This is a genomic window from Rhabdochlamydiaceae symbiont of Dictyostelium giganteum, from assembly GCF_964291045.1.
Taxonomy (GTDB): Bacteria; Chlamydiota; Chlamydiia; order Chlamydiales; family Rhabdochlamydiaceae; genus PALSA-1444.
In genome coordinates, this window is record NZ_OZ197277.1 from 709,918 (window position 1) to 729,995 (window position 20,078).

16 protein-coding genes are annotated in these 20,078 nt (G+C 38.7%); 14 read left to right on the top strand and 2 right to left on the bottom strand.

The window, feature by feature from the left end:
• The 6 genes from ACI7T6_RS02490 to ACI7T6_RS02515 all read left to right on the top strand — a co-directional run bounded on the left by ACI7T6_RS02490 (position 1) and on the right by ACI7T6_RS02515 (position 8,854).
• Positions 1–2,049, top strand: a complete 2,049-nt coding sequence (locus ACI7T6_RS02490; protein WP_404666015.1) for a hypothetical protein — start codon at positions 1–3, stop codon at positions 2,047–2,049.
• Positions 2,050–2,060: 11 nt separating this feature from the next.
• A complete protein-coding gene (locus ACI7T6_RS02495) occupies positions 2,061–2,234 on the top strand; it encodes a hypothetical protein (RefSeq protein ID WP_404666016.1) in 174 nt (57 codons plus the stop codon).
• 53 nt (positions 2,235–2,287) lie between these two features.
• Complete coding sequence (locus ACI7T6_RS02500) at positions 2,288–6,505, top strand: DUF4116 domain-containing protein (RefSeq protein WP_404666017.1); 4,218 nt, start codon at positions 2,288–2,290, stop codon at positions 6,503–6,505.
• A 357-nt stretch (positions 6,506–6,862) separates the two neighbouring features.
• The gene (locus ACI7T6_RS02505) at positions 6,863–7,189 is read left to right on the top strand and encodes a DMT family transporter (RefSeq protein WP_404666018.1); all 327 of its coding nucleotides are present in this window, start codon (positions 6,863–6,865) and stop codon (positions 7,187–7,189) included.
• A 3-nt stretch (positions 7,190–7,192) separates the two neighbouring features.
• The gene (locus tag ACI7T6_RS02510) at positions 7,193–8,017 is read left to right on the top strand and encodes a hypothetical protein (RefSeq protein WP_404666019.1); all 825 of its coding nucleotides are present in this window, start codon (positions 7,193–7,195) and stop codon (positions 8,015–8,017) included.
• Between the two features lie 102 nt (positions 8,018–8,119).
• Positions 8,120–8,854, top strand: a complete 735-nt coding sequence (locus tag ACI7T6_RS02515) for an MIP/aquaporin family protein (protein WP_404666020.1) — start codon at positions 8,120–8,122, stop codon at positions 8,852–8,854.
• On the opposite strand, the gene ACI7T6_RS02520 is transcribed toward ACI7T6_RS02515, so the two are convergent.
• The gene (locus ACI7T6_RS02520) at positions 8,851–9,687 is read right to left on the bottom strand and encodes an RluA family pseudouridine synthase (protein WP_404666021.1); all 837 of its coding nucleotides are present in this window, start codon (positions 9,685–9,687) and stop codon (positions 8,851–8,853) included. The two genes, ACI7T6_RS02515 and ACI7T6_RS02520, sit on opposite strands and share 4 nt — an antisense overlap.
• Positions 9,688–9,782: 95 nt before the next feature.
• Here ACI7T6_RS02520 and ACI7T6_RS02525 point away from each other — a divergent pair, with 95 nt between their 5' ends.
• The 8 genes from ACI7T6_RS02525 to ACI7T6_RS02560 all read left to right on the top strand — a co-directional run bounded on the left by ACI7T6_RS02525 (position 9,783) and on the right by ACI7T6_RS02560 (position 19,446).
• Positions 9,783–10,400, top strand: coding sequence for an FKBP-type peptidyl-prolyl cis-trans isomerase (locus tag ACI7T6_RS02525; protein ID WP_404666022.1), 618 nt, complete (start codon positions 9,783–9,785; stop codon positions 10,398–10,400).
• Positions 10,400–11,668: a 3-phosphoshikimate 1-carboxyvinyltransferase gene (gene aroA / locus ACI7T6_RS02530; protein ID WP_404666023.1), complete on the top strand. Its 1,269-nt coding sequence runs from the start codon at positions 10,400–10,402 to the stop codon at positions 11,666–11,668. The genes ACI7T6_RS02525 and aroA overlap by 1 nt, the downstream gene beginning before the upstream one ends.
• The gene (locus ACI7T6_RS02535; RefSeq protein ID WP_404666024.1) at positions 11,661–12,149 is read left to right on the top strand and encodes a shikimate kinase; all 489 of its coding nucleotides are present in this window, start codon (positions 11,661–11,663) and stop codon (positions 12,147–12,149) included. The genes aroA and ACI7T6_RS02535 overlap by 8 nt, the downstream gene beginning before the upstream one ends.
• Entirely contained in the window at positions 12,113–13,189 is a 1,077-nt protein-coding gene (gene aroC / locus ACI7T6_RS02540) for a chorismate synthase (RefSeq protein WP_404666025.1), read from the top strand. Before ACI7T6_RS02535 ends, aroC begins: the two co-directional genes overlap by 37 nt.
• On the top strand, positions 13,186–14,142 hold the full coding sequence (locus ACI7T6_RS02545) for a 3-dehydroquinate synthase family protein (RefSeq protein WP_404666026.1): 957 nt from the start codon (positions 13,186–13,188) through the stop codon (positions 14,140–14,142). The genes aroC and ACI7T6_RS02545 overlap by 4 nt, the downstream gene beginning before the upstream one ends.
• On the top strand, positions 14,117–15,316 hold the full coding sequence (locus tag ACI7T6_RS02550; protein ID WP_404666027.1) for a type I 3-dehydroquinate dehydratase: 1,200 nt from the start codon (positions 14,117–14,119) through the stop codon (positions 15,314–15,316). The genes ACI7T6_RS02545 and ACI7T6_RS02550 overlap by 26 nt, the downstream gene beginning before the upstream one ends.
• 150 nt (positions 15,317–15,466) lie before the next feature.
• The gene (locus ACI7T6_RS02555) at positions 15,467–16,066 is read left to right on the top strand and encodes a type IV toxin-antitoxin system AbiEi family antitoxin domain-containing protein (protein WP_404666028.1); all 600 of its coding nucleotides are present in this window, start codon (positions 15,467–15,469) and stop codon (positions 16,064–16,066) included.
• Positions 16,067–16,350: 284 nt separating this feature from the next.
• Positions 16,351–19,446: a hypothetical protein gene (locus tag ACI7T6_RS02560; protein ID WP_404666029.1), complete on the top strand. Its 3,096-nt coding sequence runs from the start codon at positions 16,351–16,353 to the stop codon at positions 19,444–19,446.
• Between the two features lie 94 nt (positions 19,447–19,540).
• On the opposite strand, the gene ACI7T6_RS02565 is transcribed toward ACI7T6_RS02560, so the two are convergent.
• On the bottom strand, positions 19,541–20,032 hold the full coding sequence (locus ACI7T6_RS02565; RefSeq protein WP_404666030.1) for a hypothetical protein: 492 nt from the start codon (positions 20,030–20,032) through the stop codon (positions 19,541–19,543).
• Between the last annotated feature and the right edge of the window lie 46 nt (positions 20,033–20,078).

A 20,078-nucleotide genomic window follows, 5' to 3' on the forward strand; every position in this document is an offset into this window, starting at 1 on the left:
ATGAGTTACTCTATTGCTTCTCAGTTATCTCTTTCTTCTCCAAACCTTTCCCAAAGGTTTGTCTCATCTACCCTCACGCTGCAAGAGGGAAAGCAGCTTTTAAAGCAGCTTGTTCTAGGGAGTCCAGAATATTTACAGTTGCAAAATGTACTCCTTAAAACGGCAGGCATTTTTGAAATAACTACCGGAAGTAGTTGTTATAAAATACATACAGGTTTAGATGACTCTAAACTTCTTGGAGGGTTTGGGGGCGGAGAGCATTTAGCTATTGGAGAAGCTACGCGCCTGCAGGGACTAGAGGGGGATCAAACCGTTTTAACTGTAGGGCCTCATCAACTTAGGTTTTCACATATTGTTGCTCTAGCTGGCGATTTCTATGCTATTTCAGGGGAGGCGATCTCTCTTCCTGGCGGAAATGATAGGGCAAAAACTGTGCGATTTCAAAATGCCTTTAACACTTTAGTCCATGCAAATCATGAGGAACTTAAGGCCATTCTTGATGAAATTCATCAAGAATCTAGAGATGTTAAAGAGTCAGGAACTCCGCACCATTGCTATAGTCACTGTAACGCTAAAGGGATGAGCGCCCTTAAAAAAATCAAAGCAGATTACGAAGATCTTCTCATTGATAATAGTGATCATTTTGAAAAAAATGCCGAAGATGCGTACCGGATTGGACACACTCTCGCTCTTCAAGTGGCAAAAGAAGCGGGGCAGACTCAAAATAAAGAAAAGCTTAAATATGCTTATGCTCTTGACGCTTTTGCTTGCCACTTTCTGACTGATCTTTTTGCTGCAGGCCATATTCGCAATCAGCGCGGAGCTCTTGAAGTATTTCTTAGGGATCAGCTGAAATTTTCAAACCTGATGAGCAAAAAAATTGCAGGGCTATTAACAGGTGCTCAGCATGAAGAAGATGGGAAAAAGGGACTTAAAGTACAAAATCAAGAAGGGAGAGTGTGGAAATCTTATGGAGATGGATTTTACTTTTCTCCTCAAAGTAGAGCAAATCAAGAGAGAGTCATTGAATCGGTAAATCGATCAGCAGGCGAAATCTATACAGCTTATAGTCACCCTGATGAGGAGTTTATAAGTCATATGACAATGTTGATTCCTCATCCTACAAGCTCAAACCCAAGGCCCCTTTATGTTGTTGAAAAAGAGGCGCTTATCTTATATGACAACGAGGAGAAAATTGTTATTAAGAAAGGAATGAGCGCCTTAAAGAAGATCTCCTCTCACGCTTTAAAACACTTACCGCAATCTTATATCAATGGGTTTATTGATAGTTTAGTGAGTGATCACCTCTTTTTAGGGCAAAAGCCGTCTTCTTTAAGTTCTCATTTATTAATACCTCAATTTAGACGGCTTATGGGAGTTGTTTGGAGTACAGTAGGTGTGGCAACGTATCACCAAGTTGAAAGAGAAAATCGTGAACTGAACGATAAAGTGGACGAGATGGCGGTCACTATAAAAAAAACCTATGAAAATACAGAGAGGGCTTTAGATGAACTATCTAAGATTAAATCAGCTCTTCATCAGCTTCTTCAAGAAGATCATTGGAAAGAGTTTAGGGAAGCAGAATCTAAGATTAAAGATGTATTACATGGAGCTCATCACTTTTCTGATATGTGGTTTAAGCATCAACAGGCAAATCTTAAAAAACTCTCTAATGGTCTTACGACTCTCTCCCGTTTTTGTATGGAAACAGATAGAGTAGGTGAAGGAACTCTTTTAGCAAATTATAGAAAAAAATTAAAACAGGAACTGCCTAAGATAGATGACCCTGCAATCAAAATGGTTGTCACTTTATGGTTTAGGCAAATTTTAGAGCTGCAAGCAGAGGCATTTGCTTTATATCAATTCTTTGAAGATGAAGGTTGGGGTATTCAAATGTTTGAAGACAATCTGCATAAACAAATAGAGATTAACCAAAGCTTTTTAGATAAGGCTCTCATCATGAACTCTTCTAGTTATATCCATCTTCAATATGAAAAACTTAATACCTTAAAAGAGATTGAGTTAACTCTAATGACGGATAAAAAATAAGGAATCATCACATGACTATGCCCTTTCCATTAGATCGTAGATATTGTAGCCAGCAAGGAAGCTCCTCTTCTTTTCATACCCTTAAAGAAGGGATAGAGTTCATTGAAGCTATCTTACAAAAAAAACTTTGTGCTTTCATGATGTTGCATATCTTGGCCATGCGTATCAATGCCTTGATCAGTTAGAAAAAAAAGAGAATATCTCTACAGAAAAAAAATCTATTAAAATCTTACAGCACATGGCTCAGAAAATTGAGAAGATAGCTCATAACGCCTTAGCTGAAGAAATTATTACGATACACCATTTAAAGCAGTTCAAGATATCTCCAGGAGATCAACCGTTTGCCTCTCTTTTAATCCCTCAGAACTTAACTTTAGAAAAAATGAAAGAGATTGCTCTTCACCTCCCTTTTTGTGAATCAGAGCAAGCTTTTGATAAAGATGTAAAAGCTCTTTTTGGACAAAGCTATTCTCCTGAGATTGCAGCAATATTACAAGTTAAGAGAAATCAATTTCATTGGCATCAAGAAAAAGAGCAAAGAGTTATTCATTTAAAGGGGCTAAGAGAGCAAAACGCCTCTTTTTATCCCCCCTACCTTGAAGAGATTCTTCAAGAAGGCTCTTTCCATCTCTATGATCACCTCATCAATATGAAAGCGCTCAGCACTAAAATGGAGCGGTCTCTTGCCATCACAAAACTCTCCTTTTCCTCCTTTGCAAAGATTATATTAGAGTTTAGAAAAATCGTTCTTTCTAAAGTAGAAAAGATGATCACGCAAGATCATCTTAGTGCTGTATTTCTCCTGGGCAATACAGGATCTGGAAAGTCCACTACTCTTTGTTATTTACGGGGAGATCAGATGGTTCTGAAAGAAGGAGCTTATCAATCCTTGATAGATGAAGAGCACCTGATTGGAAATGATACGGAAGCTTCTTGCACGCTCTTTCCCAATATGACTGTTAGAGATAACCTTCTCCTTGTCGACTTCCCAGGATTTTCAGATACCCATGGTGAGGTGATTTCCCTTGCGATTGAGCTAACACTACGCACTTTAGCAAGGAAATATTCTCCTAAGATTGTCCTTATTGCCTCTATTACAGATACTGAATCTAGATTTGAACATGTGCATCTTTTAGGCAAGCGGTTAGAAAGAGTCCTTGGAACCTTAGATCATTGCTTATTAGGACTTACAAAATATTCCAAAGATGCTGATTTCATAGGGGTCCAAACAATTGAAAATAGCCAAAGAGAAGAGCTCTTTTCTCCTAGTCAAGAAGAGGAAAATATCACCCAGCAGATTTTAGCTCTAACCCCTTTTGCAGGGGCAGTTCCTGCCATTCAAGCGCAGCTTGATCAACTTCAAGAGAGACTCCAAAAGCTTCAAGCGTTAAGATCCTCCTCTTTTAATCAGGCGCTTCCAGATACCGAAGAAAAATCGACACATTACAACAATATACTCCAAAAAGAAGAGGCCTTTAAAAAACATTCGGGGATTAAAAACATTCTTTCTTTTAAAGATCTTACAGATCAAAAGCAATTAGAAGAGGTGATTCAACAACTAAGCTCTCAAGACAAAAACATATCTCTTTTACGATCTAATCAGCTAGATGCAGCGGATGAAAAACTTCTAGAGGCGCTTTTTAAAAGTGATTTAATTCATGTGATTACATCGATAGAAAACCCTTCTTCTTTAGAAGAATCTTCTGTAGATATTTCTCAAGATGAACTCTCAAGTAAGATTGAGGCGTTTAGTCAAAGTATTTTAGAAACGAGTTTGATCAATACTCTTTTAAGCAAATCTCATCCAGAAATTGGAGAATTTTTGCATTTAGAAAGCATGGATCCCTCTATCGTCAGAAAATATGATCAAGAAGTGATTACAGGCTGTATTAACAGCTATATTGATAAAGTGGTGTCTGATGCTTTGTTTGCAGAAGATCTCATCAAAAACCTTGAAAGAACATTTACAGATAAGCAACGTAAAGCGGTTAATCATGAGTTATATGTATTAAAAAATTATATTCTCACCTTATCGATAGGAGCATCTCAAAAGATAGATTCAGCGGAGCTGGGTAGAGCATGGGAAGCTTTTTTAAAAAAGGGAGAAAAGCAATTAAAGAAGAAGGAAAATGAGTTAGAGCTGTCCTTAGGCATGAAGGCTCTTCTTCTTCTTCCTTTAGGCATCCCGTACGGAATTTTTACGCTATTTAAAAAAAATCAACTAGATAAAGCTAATGCCAAATTCATTGAAGAGACAGCTGATAGCTTATGTCAAAAAATTAAAGCGATGAGTCAAGCAATCGTGGCTTTAAAAGACCTTGAAACTCTTGTAAAAAAACAAGATCATTTTGATAAGATTTTATCTTCTAATCCACTCACTTTAAACTCTATACCTTCTTTACGAACATCTCTTGAAAAACAAATCTCTCAAGTGAAAAAGATTTACGGTGAAAAAGAGTGGGATGCGCGGGTAGATTTTCTTACGGCTCAATTAATTCCCACTTTTTCTTCTGTAAGACTAAAAGCTTCTCCAGAGGAAAATATCTTATATGCGTTAATAGCTCAAGAAGTGTCATGGGAACAGTTGCCTCCTTATTTTAATGAGCATACGTTCTTAGCTCTAATATGTGCTTTTCTGAACTTACCCACGAGTTACCAAGAAATTATTCCCCGGTTATTCCCCGGCTGGAAAATATCTTCTTACCAAGGGCTTAAGCTGAATGATCCTTCTCATTTTTTCCATACCTCTTCCATCACACAGCAAGAATATCACTTCTTGCAGAAACAAGGGGAGATACTGTTTGAGCAGTCTAGTAAAAATTCAATATCTAGGCTCTTAATCGTAGATGCTATCCGAAGGCTCTGGAATAGACCCTTTTCTCCAACTGAAAAAGCGAAAGGCTGGCTATCTATTTTTTCTAATGATCAAGCAAAGATCGTTGCTGAATCGGGGAAGAATGAATGGATACTTGAATATAGTAAAGAGCACCTCCGAAGTGATAAAAATTTCATCCTTTCTGCTGTAAAACTCAATGGAAAAGTTTTAGCATTTGCAAGTGATGTATTAAAAAATAATCAAGAAATTGTTCTATCTGCTGGGAAGGAAAATGGAGAGGCATTTCAGTATGCAAGCGATACATTAAAAAATAATAGGGAATTTATTCTTGCTGCAATAGAGAAAGATATTAGGGCATTTGAGTATGCAAGTGACGCATTAAGAAATGATAGGGAATTTGCTCTCTCTGTTATCAAGAAGAATGTGCAGGCATTTAAGTATACAAGTGATGCATTAAGAAGCGATAGGGAGTTTGTTCTATCTGCTATAGAGAAAAATGTAGAGGCATTTGAGTTTACAAGTGATGCATTAAGAAATGATAGAGAGTTTGTTCTCTTTGCTATAGAGAAAAAGGTAGGGGCATTTAAGTATGCAAGTGACGCATTAAGGAGTAATAAGGAATTTGTCTTTACTGCTGTAGAGAAGAATAGAGGGGCATTTCTCTTTATAAATAAAGAATTGAAAAGCGATAGAGAGTTTATTCTTGCCTTGATGCAGAAGCAGCCTCAACTATTTGAGGATGTCAATGAAGAGCTTAAAAGTGATAGGGAATTTATCCTTGCTGCTGTAAAAAAGAATGACCGAGTCCTTCAATATGTAAGTAACGATTTAAAAAATGAACGGGATTTTTTCCTTTCTATTGTACAGCATGATGGAAAATCCATTTGGTATGCAAGTGAGGCATTAAGAAATGATAGAAAGCTGGTTCTTACTGCTGTGCAGCAAGATGGATTAGCGCTTGAATATGTCAGTGATGTATTAAAAAATAATATGGATATAGCTCTTGCTGCTGTGCGGCAAAATGGGTTAGCACTTGAGCATGTAAATGAGAACTTAAAAAATAATAAGGAAATGGTTCTACTTGCAATACAGAAAGAGAGTAGAGCCTTTAATTATGCAAGTTTTAGATTAAAAAATAATAGGGAGTTTATTCTGGATGCTTTGCAGGAAAATGGGTTGGTGCTTGAGCATGTAGAGGGGATATTAAAACATGATAAAGATATTGTCCTTACAGCTGTGCGGAAGGACAGCCAGGCCTTTACTTATGCAAGTTTAGGGTTAAAGAATAACAGAGGGTTTATCTTTGCAGCTCTTCAGAAGAATGCAGCGGTATTTCAGTATATCAATGATCTATTAAAAAATGACAAGATGTTTATCCTTGCAGCTCTTCAAAAGAATGGGTTAATTCTTGAATACATAAGTGAGGCATTAAGAAATGATAGAGGAGTGGTTCTTACTGCTATACAGCAAAATGGACAAGCATTTGAGTACGTAAGTGAAACATTAAAAAATGACCACAAGTTTGTTCTTGCTGCTGTACAGAAAAATGGGTGGATCCTTCAGTATGTAAGTGAGGCACTAAAAAAAGATGTAGAGAGAGCTCTTAAGAAGAGGTCATAGAAATTTTAGTCTTTAAGCCTGGTTTTTTTGATCTAAAATTGTCATGGCATAAAAAAGCCCGTATTTTTTAATTGGGCAGGCTAAAATTTTTTAGGGGCAAGAGGAACAAATATAAAGAAAATAAATATTATTTTTTTATCTAAGGAGATGATCTTGTGTAATAAGATTTTTCTTAGGATTTTTTAGTCCTCAAGTCACAGCGATTTTCTCTTGCTAAGGCGGGTTTTTAAGTCTAGATAGGAGCGATATCATAAGAGTGCTTTTAAGTTTAAAAATCATCTCTTAAACACATGCAATAGGAAAAATAAAGATAAAAAATCCATGATATGTAAATCCATAATGCTGTATAAGGAGACTATGTCATTAGCGTGGTTCTTTTTACTCTTAGCTGGATTCTTCGAAATTTGTTTTACAATTACTCTTAAATATAGCCAAGGGTTTACAAAACTCATTCCGAGTGTGATTACGGTGATTTTTATTACGCTGAGCTTTTTTACGGTTTCTCAATCGATGAAAATAATCCCTATTGGAACAGCCTACGCTGTTTGGGCAGGAATTGGAGCTGTCGGCACTGTGATAGCAGGTATTGTTTTATTTGGGGATTCTTATCATATCATACGCATCATCTCTCTTCTTTTGATTATTTTAGGCATTATAGGTCTAAAACTTGCCCATTTCGAGTAGTTCATGTTTAGCTCCTTATATGCTCTTTTAGCGATTTATTGGTTCATTAAACTAACCTTATTTCAAAGCACCTTAAGGCAGAAGGTGTATTTTGCTTTCATGGCTGCTTTATCCCTTTGGATTTTTTTTAAGCTCCCTCAAGAGATGAATAGAGTATTTATAGGAGGAGCCGGAATACTTCTTCTCTTCTTTCTTTTTTTAGAAAGCCGTAAAAAGCCTCTTCGCTTTGCAGGGTTAATAGGGTATGTTGCAGCTTTTATTTATGTTACAGGGTTTATCCTTGCAGCTTTGTATCACACTTTTTCTCTCTTTGAGCATAACGTGATTGGATATATGCACTTAAAAGGGAAAGAAACCTCTACTTTATGCAGCTGGAAAAATCCGTATGATCAGCACGTTGAAAAAGCTTATCTTCCAGCTTATGAACTAGAAGTTTTAGATCAAAATAAGAATAGGCTCTTTCAAGGGCAAATGATAGGAGATCTTGTAGCCATTCGGACAAGGGTAATCATCCTCTCTTTTCCGGTGAGGTTTTTAGGATTTTCCCATCTTTATCAATTAGATATGATTTATAATGGATATAATACCGCATCTCGGCATATCTCTTTTCCGCACTTTGCTTACGGATTTTCTCAAAATAGAGGGTGGCTAGAAAAAATATGGTCTCAACTATTTACAGGGGAATGGAATTTTCCTGGAATTAAAAGAGCTGTCTTAGAATCTTCTTTTTTTCCTCTTAAAGATAATGACTCATGCCCTCTTCAGCAAGAGTATGAGCTGATTTTAGACGGAGCTGGGGTTTCAGCTCGCCTTTATCATCCCTCTTAAAAAAATGGCTATTTAGCCATTTCTAGTCAAAGAAGAGAGTTTTTTCTTCTAAAGCCAAAAAATACGCTTTATGTATGATCGTTAAGTAACAGGAGGCTAATTATGGCTTTTTTTTGGGCTGAATTTCTCGGAACAGCACTATTTGTCATGTTAGGTAATGGAGTCATTGCCAACAATCTTCTTGCTAAAACAAAAGGTCAGAATGGAGGATGGATAACAATTGCAGCAGGCTGGGGTCTTGCTCTCATGTTAGGCATCTATGCCGCAGGTTGGGTAAGCGGCGCTCATCTAAACCCTGCAGTGACCTTGGCTCTTTGGTTTTTGAACAAAATGGATGTTCATGCCATGCCTTTTTACCTTGGAGGGCAGATGGCAGGAGCTTTTACAGGCTCTCTTATTGTATGGCTTGCCTATTTTCCTCACTTTCAAAAAACCTCTGATGCTCATGCAAAACTTGCCTGTTTTGCCACAGAGCCAGCGATTCGAAGCTATGGATGGAATTTTGTCAGTGAAATGATTGGAACCATGGTGCTCATCATAGGCATACTGTGTTTAGGAAATGAACATACAAGAATCAGCGCTAGTGTAGCTCCTTGTATCACAGGGCTGCTTTTTTTAGGGATAGGACTCTCACTTGGAGGGCCGACTGGGTATGCACTGAATCCTGCAAGGGATTTAGCGCCGCGTTTAGCTTATACGATTTTACCCATTAAGGGAAAAGGGTCTAGTGATTGGTCTTATGCGCTTATTCCTGTAATAGCGCCCCTAGCCGGGGCTTTACTAGGAGCGTTTATTTACCACTCGTATTTAGGGCTTCTCATCCCTTCTCTTACTTAGAGAAAATATTTTCTAAAGGGGAGAAACGGTGCGGGTAAAGGAGCTTTAAAAGAGAGCTTTTTTCCCGACACCGGGTGAGTGAACTCTAATTGAAACGCATGGAGGCAAAGACGATGAAAAGCGTTGTTCTTTGCCCCATATTTTTCATCTCCAATGACAGGGTGCCCAGCGTCTGATGTGTGAACCCGGATCTGATTTTTTCTTCCCGTCTCTAAAGAGAGCCGGATACAGGAAAATGTCGGTTTTTCTCCCACAACTTGATAGTGAGTAATCGCAAGCTGTCCATGAGGAGAGCTATACACTTTATAAGCCGCATCTTCTTGAAGATAACTTTTCCAAGTTCCTTGCTTCTCTTCTAGATGCCCTTCAATTAGCGCTGCATAGTGACGGTGCACTTCATGCAGCTCAAACTGCTTTTTCATGAGATCTTTCACTTCAGTTGTATAAGCAAACATCATGAGACCTGATGTATCACGGTCAAGTCTATGGACAGCGTGAACCGGTTTATTTAGCCGCTTTTTTAAAATAGTGAGCGCTGTTCGCTCTTCTTCTTTAGCAGTGGCTACAGAAAGAAGACCTTCAGGTTTAATGATGACAACGAGATATCTATCTTCATATACAACTTTGACTCCTTCATCTGCAAAAGAGAGCGTGGGCCCAACAGTCACATGTTGTCCAATTTCTAGCAGTTGATGCGGCTTTTTCACAACGGTGCCATCAACTTGGACACGCCCTTTTTCAATCCACGATTTTAAATTATTTTTTGAGCTGTCAGGGCTTAAAGTCTGTAAAAAGTTGATGAGGATAATTTTTTCTTGAGTTTTTGCTTTCATTTGCCCAAAAGTATACCATAATCCTTGTTCCATTATCAAATGTGAGTTATAGAATTGACATATTGAACCGATATTTTTAGGAGAAGGAGTTTTTTATGAAATCGACACGGGAAAAAGTGAGCTATTGTTTAGGGCTTGAAACAGGAAGAAATCTGCAACATCAGTTCAGTGACCTTGACCTTGATTTACTGAGAAAAGGGTTTGAAGATGGAATCAGTCAGTTACAGCCTGCTTTAGAAATAGAAGAGATTCAATCCATTATGCGGACGTTACGTGAGCAAGTGGAAATGCAGCAGAAAAAGTTTTACTCAGAACTTTCTGAAAGAAACAAGAAAGAAGGGGAAGCGTTTTTAGAACAAAATCAAAAAGAAGAAGGCGTTCATACGCTTAGGAGCGGTCTTCAATATCAAGTGATCAAATCAGGAGAGGGGAAAAAACCTACCCCCATTGATCAAGTGTCTGTCCATTACCGAGGAAGCTTTATTAATGGATCTGTATTTGATAGCAGCTTTGAAAGAGGAGAGCCTCAAGTGTTTCCTCTGAATAGAGTGATTCCTGGATGGTCAGAGATTTTACAACAGATGCGGGTAGGAGATCAGTGGAAAGTGTTTATTCCTCACTATTTAGCTTACGGAGAGTCGGGGTTTGGTCATGAAATTGGACCCAATACGACGTTAATTTTTGATATGGAGTTACTTGGAATTGTTGAGTAATGCGTGATCAAGTAACCATTTACCCCTCAAGGTTATCAGGAGAAATAACAATACCTCCTTCAAAATCTCAAACCATGAGAGCGCTTCTTTTTGCCTCCTTGGCAGAGGGAGAAAGTGTTATTAAATCGTCTTTACCCTCACCTGATACAAAGGCGATGATAAAGGCGATTTCTCTTCTGGGCTCTTCTATTCAAGAGCAAAATCAAGAGCTTAAGGTTATAGGCGGCCATACAAAAGCCTCTGATATCATTGATGCAGGAAACTCTGGGCAGATCCTTCGGTTTATTGGAGCTGTCTCTGCTCTTTTACCTTCTTATACGGTCATTACAGGAGATCATTCTCTTAAGACAAGAAGACCTGTTAAGCCGTTAATAGATGGGCTCAATCAACTAGGAGCTTTTGCAACAACGTTGCATAAAGATCACGCCCCAATTTTAATTAAAGGTCCTTTAAAAGGAGGCGTAGCTACCATTTCAGGAGAAGATTCTCAGCCAGTCTCTGGCCTTTTAATGGCAGCTGCCTTTGCTCATGAGAGTTCAGAGATTAGAGTCACATCAATTGGAGAGACGCCTTGGATAGATCTCACTTTAAGTTGGTTTGATCGTTTAGGGATCACTTATCATAACAATTGCTATCAGCAGTATCAAATACCTGGGAGAAGTCAAATAAAGGGGTTTGAATACACCGTTGCAGGGGATTGGAGTTCAGCACTTTACCCACTAGCTGCTGCCTTAGTGACTCAAAGTGAAGTGACACTTCATGGTCTAGATTTTCAAGATGCTCAAGGGGATAAAAAGGTGATGGATTTACTCATGCAAATGGGCGCTTCTTTTACACTAGATGAAAAAGCTAGGCAGTTAACCGTAAAGAGATCATCTTTACTTAAAGGGCAAACAATTGATGTTTCTCCCTTTGTCGATGCGATCACGCTGTTACCTGTCATTGCTTGTTATGCAACAACTCCAACTGTCATTACAGGAGGAAAGATTACAAGGCTAAAAGAGTCAGACAGGATCCATGCGATTGTAACAGAGCTTAAAAAAATGGGAGCTTTAATTGAAGAAAAAGAAGATGGGATGATCATCACTCCCTCTACGCTTTACGGCGCTCATGTGAACACCTATCACGATCACCGTATGGCACTTGCTCTTTCGATTGCAGCGTTAGGAGCTAAAGGGCCCACAACAATTCAAGGAGTGGGTGTGGTGAATAAAAGCTTTCCTAACTATTTTAAAGAGCTTAAAAGATTAGGCGTTCATCTTGAATAATCTCATTTTGATCGGATTTAAAGGATCGGGTAAAAGTACACTTGGAAAAGCGATTTCCTTAAAGTATAGAAAACCGTTCATCGATACAGATGAGCTATTTAATGAGCCTGCCTATCTTGTTTATCAAAGAGCTGGGAAAAAGCACTTTCAAGAGCAAGAATCGTATCATATTCAGCAGCTTGAGCATGTGAGAAAAAGTGTCATTGCAACAGGGGGCGGCTCTATCTGTGATGAGAATAACCGTCATGTTTTACAAAAGCTTGGGGTCATCATTTTCCTCCATACTCCTCAAGAGGTGATTTGGGAGAGATTACAAAATAGACCCTCTTCTCTTGAATTTTTGCAAGATAAGGGAAATAGGGAGCCATTTAACAAGGTGTATGAAGAGAGGCTTTCTCTTTATCAAAAGATGGCTCATTATACAGTGAAGACGGAGCAGGAATTATGGCAAGTAATGGATTTGGAACAGTTTTTCGGATAACCACTTGGGGAGAGTCTCACGGCCCAGCTATTGGCGTTGTGATTGATGGGTGTCCAGCAGGTGTATCTCTTTCTCAAGAAGATCTTATTTTGGATCTTAAAAGAAGAGCTCCTGGTCAAAACGATTTAGTCACACCTCGAAAAGAAGAAGACATTCCTGAAATTTTATCTGGTGTTTTTGAAGGGAAGACAACAGGGACTCCTATTTCCATTTTAATCCGTAACAAAAATCACGATCCTAAAGAATACGCTGCTCTAGAGCATCTTTATAGACCAGGCCACGCAGGATTTACCTATTTCAGTAAATACGGCATTTATGATCATAGGGGAGGAGGAAGAGCCTCTGGAAGAGAGACCGCCTGTAGAGTGGCAGCTGGCGCTATCGCAAGAAAGCTTTTAGAAATGGAGGGTATTTCTTGTCATGCTCATCTTCTTCAAATGGGAGATATTAAAGCCTCTGGAGAATTTTCTTTAGAAAGAAGAAACAGGAGTTTAGTGAACTGCTCAGATGTAGAAGCGTCTCATGCGATGATAGAGCTGATTGAACAACTTAAAACAGAGGGAGACTCTATTGGAGGGGTTGTTGGATTTATCATTCAAGGGGTGCCAGTAGGAGCTGGCGACCCGGTGTATGAAAAAATTGAAGCAAAGCTTGCAAGCGGCATGCTCTCGATCCCTGCCACAAAAGGGTTTGAAATGGGAGAGGGATTTTATGCTTCTTGTTTAAAAGGGTCAGAGCACAACGATCCTTTCATGATAGAACAAGATCAAGTTGTCACGGAAACAAATCATTCAGGAGGCACTTTAGGAGGCATCACAACAGGGGCTTCTCTTTGGGGAAAAGTAGCTTTTAAACCGGCATCTAGCATTAAAAAACTGCAAAGAACGGTTTCTACGGAAAAAGAGCCTCTCTCTTATACACTTGCCTCTACCGCTCGTCACGACCCTTGCATCGCTATACGGGCAGTAGCTGTTGTAGAAGCCATGGCGCTTCTTGTCCTAGCAGATGCCATACTGATGAATAGGTTTGCCAAGGTATGATGTATGTCATCATTTGCGATTCTCATATTGCAGAGCTCTATGCAGAAGAGATTCAAAAAGGAATGGGATTTGATCCCTCTAAGATTTCTCTCTTAGTCATTTCGCCTGGGGAAGAGTCGAAATCTTTCAAAACATTTGAAACGCTTACATTAGAGCTCAAACGTCTTGGGTGCGGGAGGGATGTCACACTCATTGCTTTAGGGGGCGGAGTGATTCTTGATCTTACCGGATTTTTAGCTAGCACCTACTGTAGAGGGGTGAAGTGGATCGCGATTCCAACAACACTTCTTGCCATGATTGACGCCTCTATTGGAGGAAAGACGGGTATTAACATCGAAGGGGCTAAAAACTGGATAGGCTCTCACTATTTTGCCTCTCAGCTCATCATCAATCCCTATTTTTTAAAGACGCTTCCTCCTGAGGAGTGGGAAAATGGGATTGTGGAGATGCTCAAAATCTTTCTTCTTACATGTGAAGAGACCTTTTTGCAATTTTCTCAGGTCCCTTTTCCCTCTTTAATTGCAAAAGCCATTGAGGCAAAAAGACGGATCGTTGCTAAAGATCCTCATGAAAAAGGGGAAAGAGCGCTTTTAAATTTAGGTCACACCATTGGGCATGCATTAGAGGGGCTCTCATTATATAGCATGTCTCATGGAAAAACTGTTGGAGTAGGTATTGTTTTAGAATCGAGACTCTCGTATTTCATGGGTCTTTTATCTAAAAGAGATCTTTTGGTCATTGAAAAGAGTTTTCCTTCTCCTCATATTTCCTACTCTTTTGAAGAGCTGTATTCTCAGCTGAGGCTTGATAAAAAAAATAAGCAAGGCGTTCCGCATTTTGTCTTATTACAAGGAATTGGGGTTCCGTATGTGCATGAGGGAAACTATGCTCACCCTGTTCCAGAAGAAATTCTTAAAAAGGTTTTAGATGACGCTTGTATGCGCCCCTGTTAAGAGATGGCCTAACGATTTACCTGTTGATCTTTATGAATTTGAAGAAGGCAGAGTTAAAAAGATATACCGTAGGGATAAGAGCCTTGCCTGGGTTCTTATCAACTACGAAGATGAGGTCAACTATTATCAAGACCCTTTTATTGTCTCTTACCATGACTACCGTGCAACAGGGGACTTAGAGTCCATTTTAAGAGCTATGAAAGAAAAGTGGCCAAACGCTACTTATTATAAAATTGCTACCTTTGCTAATTCTTCTTTAGATGCGCTAAGAATGCTCCACTTTCAAAAAAAGCACCCTGAAGTGATCGGGTTATGCATGGGAGAAAAAGGGGTGATCACAAGGATTTTATCTCCGATTGTAAAAGCTCCCCTCATGTACGCTCCTTTAAAAGAAGAAGATCAAAATGCTCCAGGTCAGCTCTTATGGAAAACCCTCGTAGAAATTTATCATTTCCCCAAGTTAACAAGGGAGACAAAGATCTATGCTTTAATCGGAAATCCTGTTTCACAAAGCCTGGGTCATCTTTTTCATAACGATCAATTTCAGCTGAAAAGAGAAAATAAAATTTACGTGAAAATACCTTTAGAGGCCTCAGAGCTCTCTTGTTTTTTTCAGCTGATTGAGGGGCTAAATATTGAGGGGATGAGTGTCACATCTCCTCTTAAGGAAAAAGTCATTCCTTATCTTCAAGAGCTCTCACCTTTAGCCTCTTATATTCAATCGGTTAATACGATTACAAAAATAAACATTGGCTGGAAGGGAGATAATACCGATGGAGAGGCTGCTTTAAAAGGTTTAGAGAATCTAGAGGGTAAAACAGTTATTGTTTTAGGAGCAGGAGGGGCTGCAAGGTCAATTGTCTATGCCTTAGTGCAGCAAAAAGCGCATGTTGTGATTTGGAATAGAACGCTTAAAAGAGCTCAAAATTTAGCTCAAGAGTTTGGGTGTAAGTGGAGCGCCCGGGTCTTTGACTACGATATTTTAATTAATACAACCGCTTATTTTGAGGATCCATTACCTTGTACGTTTAAGAGAGACTCTACAGTAATGGATATTTCGGTTAAAAGCTCTTCATTTTTAGAAAGGGCCAAACATCAAGGATGCCATACTCTCAATGGTTTTTCGATGTTCTTTGCCCAAGCCATCAAGCAGCAAGATTTATTTAACACATAATGTTTTAACTTGAGGTGTATGACACACATCTAGTGACAAACCAAAAAATAAATCAACTTTTTAACTCTTAAGAAAAAGTACATTTTTTTAATAGGAACACCCAGTTTCCTCTTTTGGGTTTTGATATTAAAATTATGCAAAAGGTGAATGATGAAAAAAAATCTTATCTTTGCTCTTTTAGCCCCTCTCTTAAAGAAATCGTATTTTACAGCGGCAGAAGTTAGGGAGCTGGGGGTATCTACAGCAAAACTTGCCTATTATGTCAACCAGGGGCTCATTCAAAGAATGAGCCGGGGGGTATATAAAAGTCCTCAACATGAGCCTTGTCTACAAACGTTTCCATGGGATGATCTTTTAGAGACAAGTTACTTAGTTCCAGGAGGTGTGATTTGTTTAATTTCTGCACTAGCTCTTCACGAAATAACCGAAGAAATTCCTAGAACACATTGGATTGCTATTTCTCATAGCACCTCTTCAAAAAAAAGAAAGGGGGTTAAAATAATGAGGTTTCGTAACATGGATTTAGGAAAAACGGTCATGACAGTGGGAAAGAGCCAGGTGCCTATTTTTAACCAAGAACGTACAATTATTGATGTTTTTCGGTTCTTAAGTCATGAGACAGCCATCAAGGCGTTAAAAATGGCACTCATGAAAAAAGGAAAAGAGGCGCTTAATTTGAAGCTCCTCTATGAATATGGATGGAAACTGAAGTGTAATATTGCACCTTATTTACTTGCGATCACCACATGAAGGAGCAAGTTTTAAAAGAGAAAACTGTGGCAAAGAGAAAAAATGGATAAGACCATAATATGCACAGGGTATCATCACCTATATTGATACTTTTAGGTGAAGAAAATGCATTTAGATCCTGAATGAGAGAGCAGAATACAAGGACAGCTCTTTTCCTCTTTTTGAAGATTATCTTCTCTACAATTTCTCTTTCCCTTCATAATAGTTCTCAAGAGTTAGGGCATCTCTTTTTTTAAGAGAAGTGACCTTGTAAGAGATGAGATACCATTTGAAGAGGATCATGCATGATTAAATTGCTCATTAAAATTGCTGCGGCATGTATTTTTTGGTTTTGTGTTCTATGCGCTTTAACCCCTTCAATCTTATTAACAGAAAGAGGAAAGTCTCTCTTTTCTTATCTGATCCAAAAATGGACCCCTTATACCGTTACAGCTGAAAAAATTGAGCTTAGCTGGACGGGGACTCAATCGATTTCCCATTTAACAGTCAAAAGTCTTAAGCACCATGTGGATTTCTCTATTGAGCATATAGACACGGGTTCTTCTCTTTGGAATATCTTGTTTTATAGAGATATTGGTAAACTTTTCATCAAGGCGCCTGTATTTCATATCCAATCTTCTTATGCGTTAGAACAAAAATTTCCCGTCCATGAAATGGGATTTAAACTCCCCTTTACCTTGAAGCCGTCGTTTGAGCCTGTAGGTTCTATCACCATTTCTCAAGGGGAAATGGTTTATGCACTCTCTTCTCAGCAGAGGGTAAGAGCTAAGGATATCACACTATCTGCTCTTTTACTTCCCCATCAGTTTCAAGCAGATGTTGAAGGGATTTTGCAAGATCAAGGAGCTTTTCAGTTTCAGCTCTTTTCCTATCCAGAAATGGCGCAGCTAGACATCACAGGCCAGGTGGAAAAGCTCTCTTTAGCAGAGCTTACGTTTCTAGATCAGCTCTTTCCTTCTTATGTGAAAAAGATTTGGAAAAACATTGTTGCTGAAACCTACTCTTTAGAGATGAAGGCAAGCTACTATGGAAAAAGAGTGAATATGGAGCTTAAAGCACATTCACCTCATGCAGATATATGGATCGAAGGGACCCTTTTAGATAGGCTCTTTTCTCTTACGCGCCCAGCAAAAATTGATTATGATATCCCTCAGGTTAAGGTCAAAGAGTGGACAGGGATTGATCTAGAGGACTCTTTAAAAGGAAAGATTGTCATTAATCATCTCTTACTCCCTTTACTTGATCAAGAGGCGTTTACAGTTCAAGGGACTTTGCAATCAGAAAAGATCTCTTCAGAGGAAGTGACACTAGAGCCTTTTTCTCTGGAATTTGAAAAAGATCCGTTAAACTCTTATGAATGGAAAATGCAGCTAGACTCTTCGCAATTTCAACTTAAAGGGACAATGGGTTTTGGAAAAACGCTTCAAGAAAGTGCCTTTAATATACGCGCTTCTTTACCGTATCATACAGATATCACTATAGCGTGTGAGTCGTTAAGAAATATTCATATCACCTCTTCTAGTCAAATGCTTAAAGCCACTCTTTTCATGGGATTAGATCTTCAAGCAAAAACAGTAGAGATTTTACAAAACAGCTCACTGACATTTGAGGGGTTAAAAGAATGCAGGGGAAAAGAGAAATTAGAGGGGGACTCCTTTCCTATACCGCTAAACCCTTGCTTGCTGCATTTTGATTACCTTCCAGGAAGAGTTTTTGTAACAGGTAAAAATAAGAGGGGCTTATTAGATGATCTCTTAGGAAAAGAGAGAGACATGCATCTTTATCTTGATCTTTATCAAAAGCTTTTAACGGTAAGAGGCTCATTAGAAGTTTATCAAAAACCGTTTGACTTTGAGGGAAATATCTCTTGGCTTAAAGGTTTTGAGGGGGAATTTTTATGTGAAAAAGTGCCTTTAAGTGTCATGCCAAGCTCTATCAATAGATACTTTTCACTCTTAGGAGATGCGTTTAATGTGCATGTTAAGGGTCACATGTTAGAGAAAGAGGGTGAGATGAAGATGTGTATGAAAACACCCTCACTTACAGCTTCTTGTCACTTAATCCTTGAAGAGGGGTTTATGAAACTCAAAGAGCCAGCATTTTTGAAATTAGAAAGAGGGAGTCATGTAGAATTAGGGCCTCTTTTTCAAGATCATCAACTGATGAGCCCTCTTTCTATGCATCTAGAACTAGAGAAGCTTTTTTTTCCTTTTAAATTGCAAACACCTGCGGAATTTATTAAACAGTTAAATTACAAAGGGTTACTCAAAGTATCTGATATCATTTTAAAAGATGCAGAGGAGATGCAAATTATCCCTGCTCTTGAAGTAGATATTGAACAAGACACCTCCTCAGATCACCTCACTTTTCATGTAAAAAGTGTTACAGCTGATGGGTCTTTAAGATGCCAGATGGACTTGTTTTCTGATACACATCAGGTAGTCAATTTACATTGTCATCAATTTCCGGCAGTTCTTTTAGATTTAGTGCGTAGCCCTTTTTCTCCTCCTTTATTGAAAGAACTTCTAGGGCCTCATCTAGATCTTACGTTAAGCACCGAGATGCAAAATAGAACAGGTCCTTGCTGCGTAGAATTTAAAACATCTACATCTCAAGGAAAAATGAAAGGTTTTTTTCATGAGGGAGTATTATCTCTTGAAGAGCCGCTTGATTTTCAAACGCACCTCTCTTCCCGGGCATCTTCTTACTTACTGCAATCCTTGGATGCTAACTTAGGGGTATCTTTAAGTTCAAAGGGGCCTATCCATATTGAAATTGCTCCTGGGGGATTTTCTCTTCCTTGTATCCCTTTAGATCTTTCTAGGCTTACCATTGAAAAAGCTGTGTGTGATCCTGGGCAAATCTCTTGTCACGGCTTAAGTTTTCTAGATACGATCTTCTCTTTACTGAAAACAAAGCGGCCTTTATCTTCAAACGGCCTTGAGCTGTGGTTTGCGCCATGGCAGTTTAGCCTTCATGAAGGTGTTTTTAAAAGTGAGAGGTGTGATTTTCTCTTAGCAAGGGAGTTTCCTCTTTGTGTATTAGGGACATGGGATTTTACCCATCAAACTGTTGAGGGATTGGCTGGCTTAACAGAAAAGTGTTTGCAAAGAAGTTTTCAAATGACAAAACTTCCCCTCAACTACATTTTACATATCCCTTTTAATGGGACATTTCAACATATTCATCTTTATCCTAAGAAAGCGATTAAATCGATGGGTCAATTGATGCTTTGGCATCAAAAGAAACACCTCTCTAAAAACCGTGCAGGAGAAGCTATAGAATATTTTTTAGAAAAAGCACAAGCTTTTCCAGAAGGCAGTCAGGAATTTCCTCCTCTAAAGCAGCCTCTTCCCTGGGATTTAATGGATACGCCGTGAGAGAAGATCGTTGATAAACAAGGGCACATACCTTCTCAAAAAGCCTCTTCTTCATCACCCCTTGAAGCTTTCAATATAGATGATCTCTGAAAGTTTAAGACGGCTTATGTTGATGAAGAAGCGTTTTCAATTGTAAAGAGAGCGGAGCTAAAGCTTGACTTATGAGTAACTCTTCTACAGGGGTGTTCATTTTAAGAGAAAATGTTGTTTTTTTATCTGTTTTGGAAGAGATATAAGACATTTCTACCGGTTTAAAAATCTGTTGTTTTTTCACCCACCGATTAATAAGGGAACTCTTAGGATCGATCATCTGCGTAAATTTCAGATGAAGCCGAGGAGAGTGAGCAAGATCAGTTGGATAGTGACTCAGTGACTTGAGTGCTTGAAACGCGTGAGAGATATTTTGAGTCAGCTCTTGACGCTCGGAAAAAGAGAGATTGTTGATGTTTTTCCATTTTCCATCTTCTGATTTGAATCTAACATGAGTGATACGGTAGGTTTTATCATGGATTGTAATAATGTTATTTTCTTTAAATTCAATGTGAGCTTTAGAGGGAAGAGCCTTTAGGGTCAAAGCTTGTGTCATAAATAACCTCTCCTTTTAAATTTATTTTATCAATAAATAATTTATA

Coding starts and splice junctions, on each gene's coding strand:
- ACI7T6_RS02490 (WP_404666015.1), top strand. CDS start 1: ATGAGTTACTCTATTGCTTCTCAGTTATCTCTTTCTTCTCCAAACCTT.
- ACI7T6_RS02495 (WP_404666016.1), top strand. CDS start 2,061: ATGACTATGCCCTTTCCATTAGATCGTAGATATTGTAGCCAGCAAGGA.
- ACI7T6_RS02500 (WP_404666017.1), top strand. CDS start 2,288: ATGGCTCAGAAAATTGAGAAGATAGCTCATAACGCCTTAGCTGAAGAA.
- ACI7T6_RS02505 (WP_404666018.1), top strand. CDS start 6,863: ATGTCATTAGCGTGGTTCTTTTTACTCTTAGCTGGATTCTTCGAAATT.
- ACI7T6_RS02510 (WP_404666019.1), top strand. CDS start 7,193: ATGTTTAGCTCCTTATATGCTCTTTTAGCGATTTATTGGTTCATTAAA.
- ACI7T6_RS02515 (WP_404666020.1), top strand. CDS start 8,120: ATGGCTTTTTTTTGGGCTGAATTTCTCGGAACAGCACTATTTGTCATG.
- ACI7T6_RS02520 (WP_404666021.1), bottom strand. CDS start 9,687: ATGAAAGCAAAAACTCAAGAAAAAATTATCCTCATCAACTTTTTACAG.
- ACI7T6_RS02525 (WP_404666022.1), top strand. CDS start 9,783: ATGAAATCGACACGGGAAAAAGTGAGCTATTGTTTAGGGCTTGAAACA.
- aroA (WP_404666023.1), top strand. CDS start 10,400: ATGCGTGATCAAGTAACCATTTACCCCTCAAGGTTATCAGGAGAAATA.
- aroC (WP_404666025.1), top strand. CDS start 12,113: ATGGCAAGTAATGGATTTGGAACAGTTTTTCGGATAACCACTTGGGGA.
- ACI7T6_RS02545 (WP_404666026.1), top strand. CDS start 13,186: ATGATGTATGTCATCATTTGCGATTCTCATATTGCAGAGCTCTATGCA.
- ACI7T6_RS02550 (WP_404666027.1), top strand. CDS start 14,117: ATGACGCTTGTATGCGCCCCTGTTAAGAGATGGCCTAACGATTTACCT.
- ACI7T6_RS02555 (WP_404666028.1), top strand. CDS start 15,467: ATGAAAAAAAATCTTATCTTTGCTCTTTTAGCCCCTCTCTTAAAGAAA.
- ACI7T6_RS02560 (WP_404666029.1), top strand. CDS start 16,351: ATGATTAAATTGCTCATTAAAATTGCTGCGGCATGTATTTTTTGGTTT.
- ACI7T6_RS02565 (WP_404666030.1), bottom strand. CDS start 20,032: ATGACACAAGCTTTGACCCTAAAGGCTCTTCCCTCTAAAGCTCACATT.